We start from the raw sequence: 20,006 nt of genomic DNA on the forward strand, positions 1-20,006 counted from the left end.
GAGTTTTTCTGGGGTTCCGGTCTGGTGTTAAGTGGTATGTATCTGCCCTGATTCGTGCTGTACAGACGAGAGAAGGTTCTGATGATGGATATCACTCTGATAGGGGAAGTGTGACTCTGTGGTGACTACGTGGCGTGTTTCGGCTGACCGAATGGAGCAGAGCTTACCGGAAGTAATTGTGGACCGGATATAGACCGGACCAGAAAAGACAAAGGCCCGTAGATTTCTCTACGAGCCTTCTAGAATATGGTGGCCCCTCGCAGACTTGAACTGCGGACCAATCGATTATGAGTCCTACCAGGTTCATTTTTATGAGTATGCAATGCTTGGTAATTTCTATTAAATTCAAATATTTATCTGTTTGTCTTTGTTGCGTTAGTTTGCATTGATTTTCATGTCACTTTTCTCTTGTCTGACCCATTACCTGACCTAGCTTTGCTTAGGTAGGAAGTTTGTCAATATCATTTTTGGCTGCTTTTAGGTTATGCCTGTTGACCTAGAAAGTTAACTTCGCCAAAAAAGACAAGAGAAAATCAGAATGTTAACTGTTACTAAAATTCAATCCGCGACCAGTCGTAAAAATTCCTATTATCTCTGGGATCAGTCAGGTCAACGAGGTATAGGGCGTTTGGGTGTAAAAATTTTCACTAGTGGGAAAAAGCAGTTCGTGTTTCGCTACTACCAGCAACAGAAAGAAAAATTTATCTCAATCGGTTTATTCAGTACACGTGCTGGCAGTATGACTCTTACAGAAGCTCGCGAGAAAGCCCAGGTCTTCTCACAACTGTTGCTCGGAGGAAAAGATCCTAAATTGCATCTTGAACAACAAGAGAGCGAGCAGAAAAAAATTGATGCAGAGAGTAAAAGCTTAGGAACCATTGATGAGCTATTTCATAGCTATACGGAGCGCATGAAAATAGATGGAAAGAGAACGTATGAAGACGTGCGAAATGCGCTGGTACGAGAATTCTATCCATATATAGACAGAAACACCAAAGCGTGTGATGTAACGACTGATGATATTAAATACGTTATTAGTAAGATGATCCAGCGCGGAGCTATCACCCAAAGTAACCGAGTACGTAGCTATGTGATGGCGGCGTTTAACCATGGGATGCGCTTTGATAACGATCCTCGCTATTTCTCTTTAGAGTCGAAATTTGGCATAAAATACAATCCAGTAGCACCAATTCCTAAGCAAAAAGACGGAGAGCGCATTGGTGAAAGGTTCTTAGAATGGCGAGAGTTACGGCGTCTGCTAAAAGATCTTCGTGAAAACTATGATCTTGTACCCATCGGACAAGATTTGAGGCACTTACTTCAACTGTGCATCTATCTAGGGGGGCAACGACCGTATGAGGTGATTACACTTGAATGGTGGAATGTTGATTGGGAAGAAAGATTTGTCTGCATTACCAAAGAACGTTCCAAGAACAAAAAAGATCATATCGTACCGTTGAACGGATTGGCTTTTGAAATACTTCAGAAACAATATGAGCTTTCTGGTGGTGGACGATATGTTTTTCCAAATCCTAAAGATGCAGAAGAACCCATGAGGACTAGTTCAATTTGTCGTGCAGTGACTCGTTATCGCGATGCCGTGGGGTTCGATAAGTTTGTGCCTAAGGATTTGCGTCGAACGTGTAAAACTTTGATGGGGGCATGCCGAATCAGCAAAGAAGTCAGGGATCGTATTCAAAATCACGCCTTACAAGATGTAAGTACACGTCACTATGATCGCTATGACTATTTTGACGATAAGTTAGGTGGGCTTGAAACCTGGAGCAGTAAATTGAAAGAGTTGATTGGATATGTTCCACCAGCGTTGTCAGTTGTACCTTCCGCTGAAACGTTACCTTTTCCAGACATTAAAAGTACTCAGTCGCTAAGAGCTAATCTTAAATAAAGATTGTTTTTGAAAGCCCCATTGGGGCTTTCTGTTAATTTTGTTACTACCTAGTTCTTGTCTAGATCATTCAGGTGATCAAGTAAGTATTCGGTGTAGTAAAGCGGCATCACGATGTGCTCTTTCTCTGTTGCTGGAGAGCCTTGAGTACCTGTAAGTTTGATTGTCTTGTGGGGCTTGCATTTCTCGATGTAGGATTGCAATGATTTCGCACGAGTTCGCTTACCGCTTTTTACTTCTACAGGTACGATTCGACCTAGGTCATCAGCGATAATGAACTCTATCTCTGCTCTTGCGTCTCTCCAAGAGAAGCTTGGTTCAATACCTAGCGCAGCGATTTCCTGTTGAACATGGTTTTCGGCGACATATCCCTTGTATTCATAGCCTTGCTGTTTGATTTCACGGTAACCAGTGCCGAGCATATGGTTCAATAGCCCGACATCAAAGAGAAATAGTTTAACCGTATTTTCCTTTTGATAAGCAGCTAAAGGAGAACGAGGCTGCCCTTCAATAGGATGATTTTTTAAAGCAAGCCGACACTTGTGAAGCCATGTAATCGCACTTTCATATTCAGCATAGCGAGACTTGCGTTCGTGAACTCCCTTGAACTTAAACCGTTTAACGGAGTCGTCGAATACCGAAGATAGTTGAGCGGGAATACTTCGAAATACAGATTCGATTAGCTGTGCGTCCACTTTTCCAGAGTACTTTCCGAAATCACGCATGTAGCCCTCAATTAAGTTCCTATGGACTTCAGATACGGCTTCAATGCGTTCAATAATACTGAGTTCTGAGTTTTCGAACCATGAGTTTACGGCTTCAGGCATGCCGCCAACAAAATAATAGTCGGTCAGTAGTTCGATTAATTTTGTATGAGCTGCTGGAGAATTCAGCTTTTGGTCAAACGCTTTTTGCAGTGCTTTTTCTCCAGATGCCCACAAGAACTCCCTGAAAGTCAGTGGCCTTAAATTGTGTTGCTCAACTTTTCCAACGGGAAAGGACGTGAGCAATCCGATATTTGAACCACTAGCAGCAACATAAGCTTTGGGAGCCTTTTCTGCAAAGTACTTAAGAGAGGTGACCGCTCTTGGACATTCACCAATTTCATCTAAAATAAGAAGATCTGTTGATGGCTCGAAGATTTCTCCTGTTAATAGTTCAATGTTGGTGATGACGTCATCAGGGTTTAGAGAGCCTGAAAAAGCTTCAATTAACTCAGGGCTTTCTAGGAAATCGATTCTTATGACATTTTCGAATGTACTTCCTAATAGCTCCTGTAATAAGAATGTTTTACCAGTTTGTCTAGCACCGTCAATCAGCAAAGGCTTCCTTGTCGGCTTGTCTTTCCAGGCGAGTAGGTTTTCAAGTAGTGTTCGTTTCATCTAGCCACCTCAGTTAAAGTGCTTATCTGGTTGAGTGTATATTACACAAAAATGCGCAATTAAATGTAAGATGTAACATTTTTTTGCGCTTAAAAGAGATGGTTTTGACATTTTTTATGCGCGTAAAAGTGTTTAGAGTGATTTCTATGTGAATGATAGTGTTGGGGCTGTGAGGTGATGGATCTATGCATCATTTCTGTTTGGTTGCTTCACAAGGGCAATGATCACAGTGAGAAGGCCCTAGCGGGCTTTCAGATACCAAAGTTTCTTGCTGGCTAGCTCTTATAGGTAATAAGCTTTATTAGTAAGTAATCCACTAGTTAAGCGTACAGAACCCTTGGGATTAGAAATGAATGTGGTACTACCGCCTGCGATCACTTTCTCTACAGCATCATGTTGATGCCCTGCAACCCAGAACCTCGCTTTTGAGATCAACTCATTACTCAACCCTGCATGGTAGTAGGGGGCATAAACACTATTGGCATTTTCTTCTGTCGCGAAAGCTTCTTTAGAAGGAAGATGATGTGAAACAACAAGATCTACTTTCTCAGGGAGGTTATTGACGAATGCTTTGTACTGCTCTTCAATTATAGAGCTGTCAATAAACTTAGCGTCGTTCATCAACTCAGAATATACATTTACAAGCTCGACCGAATAGGTGTGAATGGGAAACCAAAGGGTTCCACCGAAGATAGTGAATCCGTTCAATTCAATCGACTCATTGTTCAAAAAGAACAGGTTTTCAGTGGTATCGCTATGAGCCTTAAGCTTTGCTAATACTGAATTCTTAGAAACGTTGAGAGAACCAGAGTTAGTATTAGATTCGCACTCACTTGTATATCGGTAGGATTTACTCTTATTGCTATACCATTCATGGTTTCCAGCAACCATGATGACCGCCTTAAAGTGGCGGCAAAGTACATTCTTTACGTATGCTATGCCTAATAGACCGTTTGCCGTGTCACCAGCAACAACCAACGTGGCTTCTTTATCGAACTCATGCCAAAAATCGCGGCGTATTCCGTGAGTGTCCAGGTGTAGGTCAGAAACAACGTAAAACTTCAAACTATCATGGCCTTAAGATTGATTGACTACTTCATGCATGGTACATGGATTATTTGGATTAGAGAAGTGAGCATATGCGCTAAGCATTTCTACTCAAGGTACTTGAAGGGTGCTTTTGAACAGGACAATGATTGGACGTGTTGTTTGATTTTTCGGCACTAAGATTAGACACTAACTTTTAGTGTCTAAATCTTAGTTGTTATTAACAATTTGAAATTGTTAGTTTTTAGTTGAGGTGCTTTGATTTGGCAACATCGTTGAGGCTAGCAAAAGTGTTAGTGTGCTCCGTAACTACGGCAGGCATTTTTATGAGTGAGGCTTATATGAAGAGCGAGGTTAAGGCTAAAAAAGTGATAACGAGCAAGCCGACTAACATGATCGTGACGTTGCGCTAGATGGGGTTATTGACTTGCTCGATTACGATATCTCTACCAAACACAGGTATGGTAGTTTGAAGTAACTGAAGCCCTCACAGAGCAGCTGGAAGAGAGCATTGGTGACGAGCAGGTTGACCTAGACGGAAAGTATTAAGAATAACCCCTATTTGAGGTTGCACAGCATAAAGCTGTGCTTTTTAAGCGGCATACGCCGCAGTAACGAGTGATAGACATCATGCACAATATCTTTCTTGCAGTGTATCCTCTAATTCTTTGCCCAGAATAATTTCAAAGTCAGTAAATAAAGCGACGGGACGAGAAGTATTGTCTTTCTTCTCTATTTGGATAAACCCTTTCGATGATAGTAAGTGGAGTGTACGTGACAGTTTACGAGTATTATGACCGCTGATGTCCGCAAGTTCAGCTAGATTTTCAGGCTTTTCCCTACTCATCAGGAGCATTAGCTCGATATTTTCATTACACAGTAACTTTGATACTTCATCTAGTGATGTGAACCAAAATGTCGGTAGATACTTGCTATGACTAATGTTGCCTGCGGCCACACTAGTCATGTGCCTACGAATGAGGTCTTCTGACATAACTCCAATACGAGCTTTCATTACTATCCCTCCCAGAACGAAATAACAAAACCCTAGTGTATAAAACGCTGCTCTGAAAGAAAAAGTGGATAGTTATATTCAACGAAAAAACGATACTATCGGACACAACTTTCGAGATCGTGAGGATAATAGAAACAATGAAATCCTAGTATCATTGAGCCTTTTTTCGGGTCACCCTATCCTAAGGTCTACGAGGCTCTTCACTAGAAAAACACTTGTGTATTAGCTGACCAATCAAGACTAGAGAGTTGGTTTTCGTGTGACTCATGGGGGGGCAAAGTAAACTAGTTGCAGTGTTAGTTTGCTTTTCTTTTTATATGTTAGAATAACAGCATGAGTAAATAATCAATGCTTACAATGTCAGAACAATTATATTACAAGCTTTTAAAATCTACTTTTGAAAATGCACTGCTTCATCTTTACTTTAAAGTCAGCGCGTCTCAAAGCTTTGTCAAAGAAGAGCAACGCAACAAAATCCTCATTGATTTCTTAAAACCAAAATTGAAAGAGCAACGCTATTCACTTATCAAAAAGAATTTAAAAACCATCTGTTTAATGAAAAATAAGTTTGGGTCAATCGAGAAATATTTAAATGGGATTGTACAGCAATATAGTTCAATCAAGAGCAAGAGTGATGTAGACAAACTCTATGAGTTGCTTGAGCAGCTTGAGAAGGCAGGGTTTGAAACAAAGTTGATTGAAGAAACTCCAACACAGAATCAAGATGTTGTTTATTTAGATAGAGCACACATTAACAACTGTTTCGATGAGTATGACAATCACCAGGTTGCGCCCATTTCTTTGCTCATTCATACAGAACAAATAGTTAAGTTCACTCAATCCCTAGATGAGCAAGCTTATTTTGAATATGAAGTATTTCAAGTTAATAAATCATTGAAGAGCTATCACTATCGCTTACACCCTCGTTCCTGATTGCTGAACATATAAAAATAATAGTTCCAAGTATTTCGAATATTTCATAATGTAGTCTTGGAACTTTTCTGTACCAAATGTTTAGTTATTCGACTTTACCTTGATACATATTATAAAAATACTTCAAGAACAATATGTTAAGAATTACGCCTTTTCTACTATATCCTGGAAGAATCCTCATAGGATGTTGTTGGTTGCCAATTCATTGGTGCGGATAAGCATTACATTTTCCAATGTCAGGAACATCACAGGGCTTTGTTAAGTAATTCGGATAGATAACCAAACCACCTGAGCATTGTAATTTCTCATGTATATCTTCCTACCAAGCGACTGCCGCACTCTATACATCGTACTTTTTGAGAGTAAATGCTTGCAATAACGATATCGCTTTTTTAACTTTTTGTTCAAGCCGTAAAGCTTCTGGCAAACTACCGCTAAGATCGAGAGTGGCTTTTTCTTGTAGAGATTAGCGGAACAGCTCGCTTAACCCGTATAGTATTGTGACAACTCCTTGTATCATAAGCTCCATCACCAGATATCTCGATAATTCTTCGGCGTGTTTGATTTACAAAGTTAAGAAGGACTTCTGTATCGTAACATGAGATAAACTCAGTTCTTCTGCGATTATTTTGTGAGTGCAGCGTCGGATACTAAATGCAAATTTTCTCAAACTCTACGCATCCGTCAGTACCATGATTTTTGACCTTCCGTTTACCTTCGCCATAAACCTTGAGGCTGCCAGTATCAGTGGCTAGGTACTGTATTGCACCTCCAGTTTTTGTCTCAAAAGAGACCGCAACTTGTTTAACTAAAAGACTGATACAAATGAAGTATGAGAAGGTAAGAGTAGTATTAGACAACATAAACAAGGAATCGATAAACTGATTACATGCTAGTGTTGTTGTTTTTTTATTCACCTTCAGTACGGTAGTGATGGCTAAGTCGATGAATCGACGAGGTCTGCTACGGTTGATTAACGCTTTGTTGTACTGTTGCAGTTAGTTTTATTATAACTAGGTCTCGCATAGGCCTAAGATGATTAACTGATATACACGTTTAGCTGTTAAGTTATTGGTTTATTTTTAATCTAATTGCCCCCAACCAAACCGTTGAACTAAAACTTACCAAACTTGGAAAGGCTATGGAAGATAAATAGTTTATTGACGGTAGCGAAAAAATAAAAATAGGATAGACAATATCAAGTCAAATAAAGATATGATATTGTCTTAATTTATTAGTCGATTTGATAAGTTAAAATTTTATTTCATTATTCTTAATGAAACTTTCAAATATAATGATTTAAATTAATTGTATTTAACCTTTTTGTGTGAATTTAATGAAAAACCTATAGTCTTTAAAGATAAATCCACAATCTTTACAAAGAAATTTTTTCTTGATTATAATTTTCTCTATAAACTTTCTTTCTATTCTATAGAATCCAAAACTAGAACAGTTTCTACACTTCATCTAAATCTCTTCCATTAATACATTATTTTTAACAAGGAATTTGTTTACAATAGATTTCATACTTTCTGGTTTGCCATATAAAAAACCTTGAACAAATATACAGTCATTTATTTCTATCAAATGATTATGTTGCGCAACATTTTCCACTCCTTCTATAACAATTTTATATTCTAAGTTGTACAAAAGATTAATTATAGAATTTAAAAGTGAGTTGTATTTTAATTCATTTGGAACTCTATTTAAAAAACACTTATCTAACTTGACTTCATATAATGGCAATTTTATTAGATTGTTTAATGTTGAATAACCCTTTCCAAAATCGTCTAGGGAAAACCTAAACCCTAACTCAACCAGATCATTTATTATCTCAAGTTTATTTTCATTTTCGACAAAAAAAACATTTTCCGTAACTTCAAATATTATATCTGAAGTATCAATCATGTTTTTTGCTATTAATTCATTTAAATAATTTTTTAAGTTTTCATGTATCTGTTTGGGTGACAAATTTATTGATAATGTAACATCACTATGAAAATGTAATTTATTTTCGTAATAATCTTTAATTGCATAATCTATAACTCTAAAGCCGACAGAGTCAATTAAATCAGCAGACTCAGCCGTTTCTATGAAAACATCTGGAGGAATACAACCTTTTTTAGGATGTTTCCACCTAACCAAAGCTTCTAAACCAACTAATTGACGACTCTTGATATCAAACTTTGGTTGATACTCAGTATAGAACTCATTATTTCGACAAGCCCTTCTTAAATCATTTACTAGCTCAAATTCAAAATTAGCCGTCTGAAGTAGACCAGTATTATACTCAGTATAATGTGACGTTCCTTTTTTCTTGGACTCATACATAGCTAGATCTGAATATTGTAATAAAAGATCCAATCTATCTCCATCCTTTGGATATTGAGAAAAACCAATACTAGCAGTAGATTCTATTCTTCTATTTTTTATAAAAACAGGCTTATTTATTGAACGCGATAAATTGTTAATCTTACTTAAAATGTCAACATTACCTTGAAATATAACAATGAACTCATCACCACCAAATCTATATAATTTATCATCAACATCGATTTCTTCAGTGATATTGCTAGATATTTTCTTTAGAAACATATCACCAAACGAATGGCCTAACGAATCGTTTATATGTTTAAACCCATCTAAATCAATAAACACTAAATAAAAACTGTTGAGACAAAATGTTTTTTTAAAATCGATTTCCAAACTTCTTCTATTTGGTAAGCCTGTTAAGTAATCGGTTTTTGCTATACTGTCAATTTTTTTATTTGAATCTTTTAACTTTTTTTTCTCTAGCAATATCTTATTATTATATGTCGTCAATATACGTGATATTTTTTTATGTAAAAAATAATATATAACAAATGAAATAGCCAGTAAAATAAAGAATGAGCTAACTATTGTTTTGATATCTTCATATAAGAACTCTTTAAATAGATATTTGAAATCATCGTTTAGTTCATATTTGAAGTTTTTAGCCATAGAGAGTGATATATTTATCCCATATTCACTTATGGTTTTGTTAATATAAAGAAACTCACTACTGCTATCTAATTCAAGAAAGTTGTTATAGATATAATCATAGAAAAAATAAAGTGAACTTTGACTGTTTAAGTATCTATTTTGTTTAACCTTTTGGTCATATATAATACCGTTATGAGTTGAGTAGACCCTATATTCAATATTGTCATCCAAACTTGAATTTTCTAAAAGATTAAATATTTCATCATGTACACGTTCGAGAAGAAACTCGTTAACATATCCACTTGCCAAATATAGTTGTGTGTTAGGTATTTGTTTTATATACGATACTTTGTTAGAACCAAATTTAGAAGGTACTTTATATCTATACACTCCACCATTGATAGGAAAGTTTTCAAAAAAACTATTAGAATATTTATCTTTAAGATTATCATTAAGTTGGTTAAAAATATTTGATTCTATAATGTTCTTATCTTTATAGTTTACTATAAAAACATAATTATCTTTGAAGGTTGAGTTAAACTTATTTACTTTTTCTTTTATAAAGTCTTCTTCTATACTATCTTCATTAGCAAATTCAATGATGGCAGTATTTTTCTTAACACTCTCGATAAGTTCGTTTTCTATTAAATTTATAATTGAATAAATAGAGGCTGAAATAGACTCTGCCTCTTCTATTAATGCATTTCTTTTTTCAACTAGTTTGTTTTCACTAAACTTATCAATATATAATGAATATTGCTCTAAATTACCTACAAATACTCTAAAAAAAATTATAATAAAAAAAGCCAAAAGCAAAAATAGATAAACGGATAAATTAATACGTGAAATCTTATTATTAATCACTGACATATTGATATTAGCTTTTTTTAAATAAATTAATGAAAATTTTTGGAGTCATTCCATAAACAATTTTAAACTTCTTTATAAAAAAAGAACTACTGGAAAAACCTAATAATTTCGAAGTTGTAACAACGCTTTCTGTAGATAATAATAATTCCACTGAGTTTTCAATTTTAACTTTAATCACTAATTCAGACATTGTCACATTTAGCTTAGACAAAACTAATTTAACATCTTTAATACTTAAATTTGACCTTTGACAAAGCTTATCAATATTCCAGTTTATTCTTGGATGTTTTTTTATACACTCTCTTATTTTTTCTAATGTTGGTTCATCTGATTTTATCTTGGGTAAGAAAAGATCTTTTTTAATTAGGTCTAACAGATAATTTTTATAATATATTGATGATAGCTCTAAATCGTTCTTTGTTTTTAAATAAATATAATAATCACGCTTGGACATGATTTGCTTTAAATGACTGAATGATATGACTTTAAGCTCTACTATTTCTTCTTCTACAGAATAATGAATAACTTCTCCTTTCGGAATATAAAGGTAATCACCTGGTTGAAATATACATGAAAATCCGTTATACGATACAGCGCCACTCCCTTCTTCAATCTGGATAATATGTTCATTCTTATTGAAGTAAGCGCCTAATTTACAAGGTTTAACTTTAACTGATTTCATGATGCAAACCTTTTCGGTGGATTTTTATAATATCCCTGATAGTATATTTTGTTAGAACTTTTTAAATGTTGTTTTATGCTTGAGTCAACGCCATCAATAATTACGCCAACGTTACAAAATGGAATTAAAATTTGTGCTACATGCTTTTCTAAATCCTTAAATGAGTACTTTTTGTCTATTTTAATATAATCCCAATCTATATAACCTAAACATTGATTAAAAGTTTCATCTTTGTGACAAAAAGAGTCTAAGCAAAATTCAATTCCATACTCCTTGAGTTTTTTTATTGATAGATACAAGTCAGGTAGCATATTATTTTCTATTTCATTAACTTCTATCACTAAATTTTTGTTATTAAATAAAGAAATTCTCGTTATGAATTCATCACTCAACAATATATTTGCGGTAATATTAATACTAAATTTGTTTTTTTCATTGTTTTGAAGTTTTTTAACAATATTTAATGCTGACTCCATTATTATTTCATCGGATACAGTCATATCTAAAAACTGCTCCTCATAATATCCATCAGGTATAGTGTATAAAACCTCAGAGAAAGCCACATCTCCAGTTTCACTTGAGTAAATAGGATGCAAAAAAATACTATTTGAAATGCTACTTTTTAAATCCATATCTCACTACACCTTTTTAATATGAATATTGTTTTTAAGCGCAAGATTAATCACCTCTTAAAACCTAAGCAACCAGTTTTCTATTATTAGCCATGATATCTATTGTTATTTATCACCCTCAAACGCACTGTCATTATATTGACATTAAATTGACCGTACATTAACAGATAGCTTATTGAACATTTAAAATCAAGAGTGCTTTAGTGTGGTCTATGTTTAAGGCTTTGTTACGTAACTCGATGAAACTAAGGCAAGAGGTGATGAGCTGTACGACGACACAGTTGATCCCCCTAGTCTTATGGAGAAGCCTCGTTACACAACAACTAACTGAAAACAGTACAGCAAAGTGCTAATTAATCGTGGTTCACTCACTTTCTGGATTGATGAAGGAGTTATAAGCGAATAGAAGCAAAGCAAACAGAACAAGCGTGGCAGGCCTCGTCAATTCAGCGACCTCGCCATTACTGAGCCGCACCAGTTATCTTGGACCCTGAGTTAAGTGAGTAAAATCACTAACGAGGTGAATCATGACAAACAAGAAAAAACTTATTATCCATTCTTCCGAATTTAATACTTGAGATTGCGGAGAAAGTCGGCGCTGCTGTTGCCGCTAGATAACTATCTCTCCATGACTCTCAAATCTACGGTTGGCGTAAAGCCGCAAATAAAAACTCCAGTACTGCTGAGCGAGAAAAAGAGCTAGGAGTAGTAAAAAAGGCCGCCACCTACTTTACGGAGAATCTAAAGTAGCTTGTGCTTCGAATTTATGTTTGAACATCTGCAGTATTTCCGTGTATCTCATATGGCAGAGGTGTTTGGCATATCGCGAAGCGGGTTTTACTACTGGATTAAGCATCGTCATAGAGACTGCCTGCGAGAACAAGCCCGTCAGGTATTAGACGACAAAGTCAAAGAGGCGTTTGATAACCGCAAAGGCAGGGACGGTGCTAGACGTATCCAGATAGAGTTAACTGATAACGGTAGCAGGCATAATGTGAAGACCATTGCCAGTAGCATGAAACGTCAAAATCTAGTAGCGAAAGCTGCTCGTAAGTTTAAATGTACGACGGATAGCATTCATAAGTTGCCAATCGCTCCGAACTTGTTGGAGCAAGACTTCTCTGCAACTGCCGCCCAATCAGAAATGGGCGGAGATATTACGTATTTGGCGATAAGTGAAGGTTGTCTATACTTAGTGGTAATCATTGATCTTTATTCACAGCAAGTCGTTGGCTAAGAGGATGACAACAACATTAGTCAGCGATACTCTTTCAATAACCTTATTCCATCGTAGCTTTCCTGAGCGAGTCATCGTTCATAGTGACCATGGTAGCCAATATTGCTCGAAAGGTTATCGAGAGTTGATTAGTACCTATAATCTAAAACAAAGTATGGATAGAAAAGGAAATTGTTGGGACAACGTTTATATAGAGAGTTTCTTTCATGCCATGAAGGTGGAAGCTGTACTATATGAGCTGATAATGTCGAGAGAATAGATGCGTCAATCGGTCTTCGAATACATTGAGGTTTAATATAATCGAACGAGAAGGCACAGTGATCTTGGGCGTCTAAGCCAGTTGACTTTGAAAAGCCAAAAGGTCGCTTAATGCAGTGTCCAGTCTGGCTGGAGCTTCTTCTCGCATCTTCATTTAGTTGAACGGAGAACTATGTTCTCCGAATGACGAAAGGCTGAGTCAGGTATTATCCGACTCGTGTTTGGGTATATAGGCAAAGGTCGGTAGCGTTCAAACGCTACTGCGAGAACACTGTTCTCGCTCAAATCATCAAAAACTAAAGTTTGCTCATTTAATTAATAGATAAAAAAGCTCTCTTAGTGCCCAACTCTCTGGTGAAAAATGTGTTACCCATTATCTTCATGAGTGGGTTTGTCAGAACCAATGGACTAATGAATTTAAGCTCTGAAACACTTTTGCCCCTTTATCAGTTTCGACCAGTGAGAGCGGAAGAGCTGGCTGATGGAGTTTTCCTTAGAAAAACTCACACCTAACGCTTACACTAAGCATGATTTTAGTCATCAACCCTGAATAAGTATAATTGGGCAAAGGCCCGATTTAATGAAGGCCGATTTGAATTATATTGGTACACAAGACTACCCCCAACTCAGTAATCCAATAAATACATACAATTAATGTTAACTTGATTGTTATCTATTATTACGCGTAATGTCCTTTAATGGATGACGCGAAATTAGCCCCCACTTTCCATCGTTTTTTTCAGAGCCTCTAGCATTAATTGCAATTAGGTGATTTTTGGTAGATTCTTCATCACAACCAATAACAGCAGCTAGCGTCGAAATGTTACGCCATTCAAATTTCGGGTCACTTAACATATTTTTCAAAATGTCTTGTCTCGCTTTGGCGATGTTACGCTCATTTCTAGCTTTGAACCACTCAATCACAAGGTTACCTACTATTGTCAAAATAGAGCCTATCACAGCACCAATAATACCGATAAGAGCAATCCAAAACTTGCTATCGCTAACTACCTTAGCCGCTATTTGTGAAATTTCTTGTTCTGTCATTTTGCCTCGATGTTTCTTATAAAAATGTAGCGAACAATGCGACTATCCAATATCGTCGATCGTGATAAATACTAACACTAATTGCCAAACGTTGGCATCGGCTGCGAATTTGATTGCCTTGCTGATGTTCGAAGCGGCTAAGAAGTAGGCGCTTGGGGGGGATCACATAGAGAATGAAATGCATAGCAATTTCTTTAATATCAGCTTACTTCCCTTCTAAGAACAGCCCTGTAAGCCGTGCTTATTGTCGTCGAATAGGATAGCGTTGATTATAATTGATTCAAAACATTAACAGACCTATTGAATATAAAGCCGAAGTGTTGTTTTAGAGACAATCAAACTACTTGCTAAGTAGTAGCAAGTAGTTTGATTGTCCAAGAAGGTAATTAGCCTTATACTGGATTTTTCAAATACAAACAGTGATAACTAAAGAGTTAACTGGTGAAATATATTTATATTGGGGAAGTTGATGAAAAGATTTTTAACTAGCTTGTTATTTATATATGCGTTCACAGCTAATGCAGATTTCTATGATAAGAATCAAAACATGGAAGAAGGATGGGCGTTGTTGCTAGGAACGCCGATGGCAGTATCGCAAGCCCCACTCTTGCCTGAAGGAATAATATTGACATCAATTCAAAAGGTGGAAGATTACCCATCGGTTATTTTGAGTACATATAAAGAATGTTCAAAACCAAAGGAGTATGATTTTTACAAAGCTAAAATAGGCTCAACATGGGTTAACATGATAGCGGTATGTACTCATGATAATCGAGTGAAAATTGGAGCTAGGACACAAAAGGGCGCTGACTTCATCGTCCAACAATTGGTAAAGTCAAAAGACCCAATCGTTTTGGAGCTAGAGGCATCGTATTCGACAGTAGAAATATCAATTCCAGCTACTAACTTTAAACAAGCACTAGAATACTTTGAACAAAGGGAGCTAAATGCTTTGTGAAAAAACTTGTTTAGTGACCTAGCTATCATGACGGCTCTTATAATTAAATACAAATTAAGTGATTTGCACCAGAAATACTGAACAATAAGTTAATCTACTTTCCATACCTGTAGCTATTCATGACTTGCTAATATTCAATTTTCCGAAACTCATTTTTGTCCAGAAGTGAGTTGTACGGTTTTTGGGAGTGCCAGCATCTGACTAATCGTGATCCGTCACAATTAAGTGCGTGTTTCTGCCAACCCTCTTCAAATCTCGAATCGCAGCTTCTTTTTTCGCAATCCGAAGGGGCCGATCTGAAGATATGGTATTGATGATAATATCAATATCATCACGTTTGGTATGTGTGAACTCGATAACGCCGTAGGAGGTTCTAAATTCCCCTTTACGCCCCGTTGTCATGATAGTAATTCGATCGGTCATCACTTGAGAAATGACACTGTATTCTGAGAGTGCCGATTCTAGAGAGATGTAATTGTACTCTCCCCGTCGCAAGCATTTAGCAATATATTCAATAGTATAACCACTTCTATGACGACTGTATGAGAATACATAAACACCGTTACACGCTCGCTCTATTACTCCTGCTTTTACTAAACGTGGCAGGCTTTGTTGGAATGCTGTAAGTGAATCATCAAAAAATAACCTTCTGAGATCACTCTTTCGATAAACATGTATGCCTTGCTTGTCAAACTTATGCAGGCGCTCTAATGCAGTCTCAATCTTCACTTCAATAATCATAAGTAGTCACAAAAAGTAAGTATGACATATATTTTTGTCCACTTGTGATTGAGGATAAAGCATTGGTAGTCGCTGATACCCTAGTGATTCCTGACTTGTTTTTCCGAGTTAGGATCCTAACTCGGAATTTATGGGGATGAATATGGTTACTTTGAGGTGGGGAAATGGCAGCACTAATCGTCAGGTGCGATGTTCATTCTCGGTTAGGATCCTAACTTGGAATTTATGATGATGAATATGGTTCTTTGAGGAGGGGGATAGCATCACCAATAGTAGTAAGAATTTGTTCTTCATTCTCAGTTAGGATCCTAACTCGGAATCTATGATGATGAATATGGTTCTTTGAGGAGGGGGAATTGCGTCACCAATAGTCAGAATCTGTTCTCTATTCTCGGTTAGGATCCTAACTCGGAATCTATGATGATGAATATGATTCTTTGAGGACACTAATAGACCAGAATCTGATCTTTTTCATTTTTAGTTAGAATTTTAACTAATTTAATAATTAAAAAACCAAACGGTTTTTATTTAATAATTAAATGTTAATGTGATTTTAAAAATAGTGATTAAAGGTCCTTTACAAAGAGAATATTACTTGATAAATATAATAGCCATTGAATTTATCTATATATATCAAAAGGGTTTTCGATATGTCTCAAGTTTTGGTTTACTCTAAACGTGATCGTGAAATGAGTTATCTATCCGTAAGAGAAGAACGTGAAACTAAGCTCAATAATTTTAAAGTAGTCTACAATGACATTTCAGACGAAGAGGCATTACGTAGAGCAAATTCTATTAATTCGGATGAAAAGAATAGTGTTCCCAAAGTTCGTTTAAAGAGACAATATATTAAAGAAAAGAAAGAATGCCGAGTGCCTGGTTTATATGGTTGTAACCGTTATAAGTCAAGAAGAAATGAGACATTCAACGTGTTCTAAGGTTGTTCTTTTTTTGCACAACGTTAAAGCCTGTGGGCTTGTATCAGGCAAGTGATAAAAGCCTTAAAAATTCCGTCATTAAAGCAGGTGGCAAGAGAATTTGCCAGGATTGGCAATCAATGTGCCAATGCTGGCACTGGAAGTGCCAGTAGTGGCAGAAGAATTCTTGTAATAAATTAAGCTTACTTTGGCTTAACCTTCACTTTTTTAAAATCTAACCTTATATTAGAATTATAACTTTATAATAGTTATAACCGTTATAATAGTTATAACATGAAAAATTAATAAAATAAAATTTATTTTTTATGTGTTAATTTTATTGCCAAGGAAAATTAATAGTAACTTTGTTTTTATTATAGATGAATTAAATTTAGAGTAATGTTTGTTACTCACGGATATTCATTTATTTTCTAGGTTTTCTTAAGGCAAAGTTACTTTGTCAAAATTATCGACTTAAGTAGTCAACTTTAGCGAGATGTAAACATCCCAGGGTAGTATCAACAAACATCCGTTTTCTGATACCAGACGGGAATGAAGTGTTTACGGTCTCATAAAGTAGTGTTCGGATTTTTATGACACCCAATCGATTGATGATACCAATTGTGATGCCAAAAGGAGTGAGTAGTGGATAGTATGGGACGGACATTCGCTTATTGTCGTGTATCGACTAGTGAGCAAACTGTGTCAAATCAGATCTTAGCTATCAGAAATGCTGGCTACGATATTCAAGAACACCGAATTGTACATGAAACAGTTTCTGGTAGTGTGCCTGCAACAGAACGACGTGAGTTCAAAATGTTGATTGAGCATAAACTAGAGCCTGGGGACAAACTGGTGGTACTAAAGCTTGATCGACTTGGAAGAGATAACATCGATGTTCAGCATACGATCAGTATGCTGTTAGAAAAAGGTGTAACGCCAATATCTCTAGATCTGCCAACCGCTGATCTAAGCTCAGCGGAGGGACGATTGATGCTGCAAATGTTCTCAGCATTTGCTGAATTTGAGCGAAACCGAATTCGGGAGCGAACATTGGAAGGGCAGGCCAGAGCTAAATCTGAGGGTAAGCGGATTGGACGACCAGAAGCCATCAGTACAACTCAAAAAGTTCAAGAATGTAGATCAAGGGGACTGAGCCAATCCAAAACAGCTCATGCTCTAGGCATCTCCGTCCCCACGGTCAAGCGACATTGGAACAAGCGGTTAACTGAAAGTATTCAATGAAGAACAATGTTCCATGATACCGAGAGGTGGAGATCTACCAGTCAGTAGTAGTTATTAGCGAAGAGGTTTAAACGATATTGTAAGAACCTTGTTCTTCCTTAACGTAAGGCTACTAAGATATCACGCTGATATTTGATACAAGAACATTGTTCTGACTGGAAAATCGGATAACCTTTTTGTTAGGAAACGACGCTGACAGAAAGGGATGCTTGTGGGCTTATTCATCAATACTCAAAAACTAACGGTAGCAAAAGAGGATCACTTAACTGAATTCTTCGCTGCTGCGTTAAGGTCTTCAGAACGTTTCAATCGAGCATTTGTTAGGTTGATATTTGGAGACCAAGATAGCAGGTTGATCAGCAAGGTCGAAACACAAGTTATCTATCCAGGATGCCGACCAGACATGCGTCTGATATTAAATGATGGTTCAATTGCTCTCTGTGAGAATAAACTCGACGCAGCCGAAACGATCGGTAATGTTGAGAGTGGCAACCTCTTTCAATTGGAGCGATATCTACAACTGCCTGTTGATCACGTGATTTATATTCGCTCTGAGTTACTGCCGCCTTCATGCCAAGTTATGAGCCATTCTAAGTATCTATCTCCGATAGAAAAAACTCATTATTTGTGGCGTGATATTTACCCTTTGTTATGCGAAGACTCCAATCCAATCGTCAAAGAATTACGAGATGGTTTTAAGAGCATGGGATTTGTTCCTGCTCACCCAGTGATTGGCGATCTGACACGCAATGCGCCTAGAGCACAAAGAGAGAATTTCTCTAAATTTTGGATGCCGACAACGACTGCGGCAATTCAACAAGGTTGGAAGGTAGCAATTGGAGATGTAGTCGAACGATACTTTTACCACGAAACAGCAGAGCTTGCTCGGGAAGTGTTCGTAAGCCCAATAAACCCTACCCGATTTCTGATTCGTTACACACCGCAAATATCTCAATGTGACGCTCTATTAAGCGCACTCGATACCGTTGAAAGTAAAGCCGAAGCACTGGTAGTGGTAACGAAAAAAACGGTGCCACGAGCGAGTGGATTAGTCACTGTGATAGATGTTGAAACTCCTATGAACAATGTTCTACCAGAGCAACTAAAAACAGTGGAACAGATAGAGTCTAAGCTCAAAGCGTATGTATTGCCTTATCTCACGCTAGCTTTTAAGTAACACCTTTTTGATATGAGCAACCATCTCGATAGTGCACTGAACTGTACTTGGAACAGTATTCTTATCCCAATCTTAAAATAGTAAAGAGTGGGTATTTGATTAATCAATAAAAAAACTGTGTGGAAGATCAATGTTCTCTGAGTAACGAGTTGATGTAACTGGGGATTGGTGAGCTTGCTATTGATACTGCGAGAACATTGTTCTCGCTTAAATTATCAAAACCTAAAGATTGAGTATTTGATTAACAAATAAAAAATCCTTCGAGGAGAACGATGTTCTCCTCAAAGATTGTTACTTGCGACTTTGGGTAGCTGAATCAGCCTGCTTTTTCTACAACCATGCCACTTTGCTCTGCAAAGTGAATCAATCGAGTGATATTACTTAGGCTCCATTGGTCGGCGTCAGTGCGGTGAGGTTTTTGTTAGTTATATTATATAGGCTCATGTTCGCTCCCTTATGCACATCGCTCTCTTATCCAGTCAAGCATTGGACGAAATACTTCAAAGTTCTCGGGAGGTAGAGTTGGTACTACAGTTTTAGCAAAATTAGTTTTACAGCCCTGGAATTGAATTAACTGCCCTCCTGGTACATTTTGGTTTGTGAAAAATGGTGCAGTTAAATCCAAACCATAGAACAGATGCTCAATCATACAAAAAGATGCGCCACCAAAGTGCTCCTCTAATGCCTCATTTTTAAACACTTGTCTCTGGATATCTGGGTGTTGAGGGACTGGAAGCATGATAGCGTACGCTTCACCGCCGTCCCACTTCTTGACTAGTCCATTCGAAACATTGTCGAGCAAAACTTGGCCGTTAAGGCTATTCCATTGATTATAGGCCTCATCAAAATCGAACAGGGCGAACACCTTGCGGCCATTCATTTCATTGTGTATGCGTTGATCAGTGATCAATTGATTTATATAGGAGCAACTGAATGCATAGAAGGGAATAAATGGCATTTCAGTATCTGGATATAGCTTGTACCATGCAGACTTT

Annotated in this window: 15 protein-coding genes and 2 pseudogenes; 8 read left to right on the top strand and 9 right to left on the bottom strand. The window is 36.9% G+C overall.

Going from position 1 to position 20,006, the window contains the following annotated elements:
• Positions 1-538: 538 nt before the first annotated feature.
• Positions 539-1,906, top strand: a complete 1,368-nt coding sequence (locus SU60_RS20300) for a tyrosine-type recombinase/integrase (RefSeq protein WP_032080360.1) — start codon at positions 539-541, stop codon at positions 1,904-1,906.
• 50 nt (positions 1,907-1,956) lie between these two features.
• Here the strand turns inward: SU60_RS20300 and SU60_RS20305 are convergent, their stop codons facing one another.
• The 3 genes from SU60_RS20305 to SU60_RS20315 form a co-directional block, all read right to left on the bottom strand.
• A complete protein-coding gene (locus tag SU60_RS20305; RefSeq protein ID WP_041157121.1) occupies positions 1,957-3,288 on the bottom strand; it encodes an ATP-binding protein in 1,332 nt (443 codons plus the stop codon).
• A gap of 282 nt (positions 3,289-3,570) precedes the next feature.
• Positions 3,571-4,353 (bottom strand): metallophosphoesterase, encoded by a 783-nt coding sequence (locus tag SU60_RS20310; protein ID WP_025624126.1) that lies wholly within the window; start codon positions 4,351-4,353, stop codon positions 3,571-3,573.
• Between the two features lie 610 nt (positions 4,354-4,963).
• Positions 4,964-5,350, bottom strand: a complete 387-nt coding sequence (locus SU60_RS20315; protein ID WP_041157122.1) for an HVO_A0114 family putative DNA-binding protein — start codon at positions 5,348-5,350, stop codon at positions 4,964-4,966.
• Between the two features lie 357 nt (positions 5,351-5,707).
• On the opposite strand from SU60_RS20315, the gene SU60_RS20320 reads away from it, so the two are divergent.
• Positions 5,708-6,283: a DUF2913 family protein gene (locus SU60_RS20320; protein WP_025506924.1), complete on the top strand. Its 576-nt coding sequence runs from the start codon at positions 5,708-5,710 to the stop codon at positions 6,281-6,283.
• A gap of 1,467 nt (positions 6,284-7,750) precedes the next feature.
• Here the strand turns inward: SU60_RS20320 and SU60_RS20330 are convergent.
• The 3 genes from SU60_RS20330 to SU60_RS20340 are packed head-to-tail and all read right to left on the bottom strand — an operon-like array spanning position 7,751 to position 11,431.
• Positions 7,751-10,117, bottom strand: coding sequence for a bifunctional diguanylate cyclase/phosphodiesterase (locus SU60_RS20330; RefSeq protein WP_041157123.1), 2,367 nt, complete (start codon positions 10,115-10,117; stop codon positions 7,751-7,753).
• A gap of 7 nt (positions 10,118-10,124) precedes the next feature.
• On the bottom strand, positions 10,125-10,799 hold the full coding sequence (locus tag SU60_RS20335) for an AraC family transcriptional regulator (RefSeq protein ID WP_041157124.1): 675 nt from the start codon (positions 10,797-10,799) through the stop codon (positions 10,125-10,127).
• Complete coding sequence (locus SU60_RS20340; protein ID WP_041157125.1) at positions 10,796-11,431, bottom strand: EAL domain-containing protein; 636 nt, start codon at positions 11,429-11,431, stop codon at positions 10,796-10,798. The genes SU60_RS20335 and SU60_RS20340 overlap by 4 nt, the downstream gene beginning before the upstream one ends.
• A gap of 346 nt (positions 11,432-11,777) precedes the next feature.
• Here SU60_RS20340 and SU60_RS21520 point away from each other — a divergent pair.
• Positions 11,778-11,897, top strand: a pseudogene (locus SU60_RS21520) (transposase); the annotation flags it as partial.
• Between the two features lie 61 nt (positions 11,898-11,958).
• A pseudogene (locus SU60_RS20345) lies at positions 11,959-13,038 on the top strand (IS3 family transposase).
• Between the two features lie 557 nt (positions 13,039-13,595).
• Here SU60_RS20345 and SU60_RS20350 read toward each other — a convergent pair.
• Entirely contained in the window at positions 13,596-13,973 is a 378-nt protein-coding gene (locus SU60_RS20350; RefSeq protein ID WP_041157126.1) for a hypothetical protein, read from the bottom strand.
• A gap of 469 nt (positions 13,974-14,442) precedes the next feature.
• Here SU60_RS20350 and SU60_RS20355 point away from each other — a divergent pair, with 469 nt between their 5' ends.
• The gene (locus tag SU60_RS20355) at positions 14,443-14,931 is read left to right on the top strand and encodes a hypothetical protein (protein WP_041157127.1); all 489 of its coding nucleotides are present in this window, start codon (positions 14,443-14,445) and stop codon (positions 14,929-14,931) included.
• A gap of 201 nt (positions 14,932-15,132) precedes the next feature.
• Here SU60_RS20355 and abiEi read toward each other — a convergent pair whose 3' ends face one another.
• Complete coding sequence (gene abiEi / locus SU60_RS20360; protein ID WP_245228444.1) at positions 15,133-15,660, bottom strand: type IV toxin-antitoxin system AbiEi family antitoxin; 528 nt, start codon at positions 15,658-15,660, stop codon at positions 15,133-15,135.
• 662 nt (positions 15,661-16,322) lie between these two features.
• Here abiEi and SU60_RS20365 point away from each other — a divergent pair.
• The 3 genes from SU60_RS20365 to SU60_RS20375 all read left to right on the top strand — a co-directional run bounded on the left by SU60_RS20365 (position 16,323) and on the right by SU60_RS20375 (position 19,011).
• The gene (locus SU60_RS20365) at positions 16,323-16,610 is read left to right on the top strand and encodes a hypothetical protein (protein WP_041157129.1); all 288 of its coding nucleotides are present in this window, start codon (positions 16,323-16,325) and stop codon (positions 16,608-16,610) included.
• Between the two features lie 633 nt (positions 16,611-17,243).
• Complete coding sequence (locus SU60_RS20370; RefSeq protein WP_029861041.1) at positions 17,244-17,834, top strand: recombinase family protein; 591 nt, start codon at positions 17,244-17,246, stop codon at positions 17,832-17,834.
• Positions 17,835-18,039: 205 nt separating this feature from the next.
• Positions 18,040-19,011: a hypothetical protein gene (locus SU60_RS20375; RefSeq protein ID WP_041157130.1), complete on the top strand. Its 972-nt coding sequence runs from the start codon at positions 18,040-18,042 to the stop codon at positions 19,009-19,011.
• Positions 19,012-19,465: 454 nt separating this feature from the next.
• On the opposite strand, the gene SU60_RS21525 is transcribed toward SU60_RS20375, so the two are convergent.
• Positions 19,466-19,969: a hypothetical protein gene (locus tag SU60_RS21525; protein WP_084735990.1), complete on the bottom strand. Its 504-nt coding sequence runs from the start codon at positions 19,967-19,969 to the stop codon at positions 19,466-19,468.
• Positions 19,970-20,006 lie beyond the last annotated feature (37 nt).

The sequence above is a fragment of the Vibrio mytili genome (assembly GCF_000830505.1).
GTDB classification, from domain to species: Bacteria; Pseudomonadota; Gammaproteobacteria; order Enterobacterales; family Vibrionaceae; genus Vibrio; species Vibrio mytili.

Excerpts from the sequence above, each read along its gene's own strand:
- SU60_RS20300 (WP_032080360.1), top strand. The coding sequence starts at position 539 with ATGTTAACTGTTACTAAAATTCAATCCGCGACCAGTCGTAAAAATTCC.
- SU60_RS20305 (WP_041157121.1), bottom strand. The coding sequence starts at position 3,288 with ATGAAACGAACACTACTTGAAAACCTACTCGCCTGGAAAGACAAGCCG.
- SU60_RS20315 (WP_041157122.1), bottom strand. The coding sequence starts at position 5,350 with ATGAAAGCTCGTATTGGAGTTATGTCAGAAGACCTCATTCGTAGGCAC.
- SU60_RS20320 (WP_025506924.1), top strand. The coding sequence starts at position 5,708 with ATGTCAGAACAATTATATTACAAGCTTTTAAAATCTACTTTTGAAAAT.
- SU60_RS20330 (WP_041157123.1), bottom strand. The coding sequence starts at position 10,117 with ATGTCAGTGATTAATAATAAGATTTCACGTATTAATTTATCCGTTTAT.
- SU60_RS20335 (WP_041157124.1), bottom strand. The coding sequence starts at position 10,799 with ATGAAATCAGTTAAAGTTAAACCTTGTAAATTAGGCGCTTACTTCAAT.
- SU60_RS20340 (WP_041157125.1), bottom strand. The coding sequence starts at position 11,431 with ATGGATTTAAAAAGTAGCATTTCAAATAGTATTTTTTTGCATCCTATT.
- SU60_RS20350 (WP_041157126.1), bottom strand. The coding sequence starts at position 13,973 with ATGACAGAACAAGAAATTTCACAAATAGCGGCTAAGGTAGTTAGCGAT.
- SU60_RS20355 (WP_041157127.1), top strand. The coding sequence starts at position 14,443 with ATGAAAAGATTTTTAACTAGCTTGTTATTTATATATGCGTTCACAGCT.
- SU60_RS20365 (WP_041157129.1), top strand. The coding sequence starts at position 16,323 with ATGTCTCAAGTTTTGGTTTACTCTAAACGTGATCGTGAAATGAGTTAT.
- SU60_RS20370 (WP_029861041.1), top strand. The coding sequence starts at position 17,244 with ATGGGACGGACATTCGCTTATTGTCGTGTATCGACTAGTGAGCAAACT.
- SU60_RS20375 (WP_041157130.1), top strand. The coding sequence starts at position 18,040 with ATGCTTGTGGGCTTATTCATCAATACTCAAAAACTAACGGTAGCAAAA.
- SU60_RS21525 (WP_084735990.1), bottom strand. The coding sequence starts at position 19,969 with ATGCCATTTATTCCCTTCTATGCATTCAGTTGCTCCTATATAAATCAA.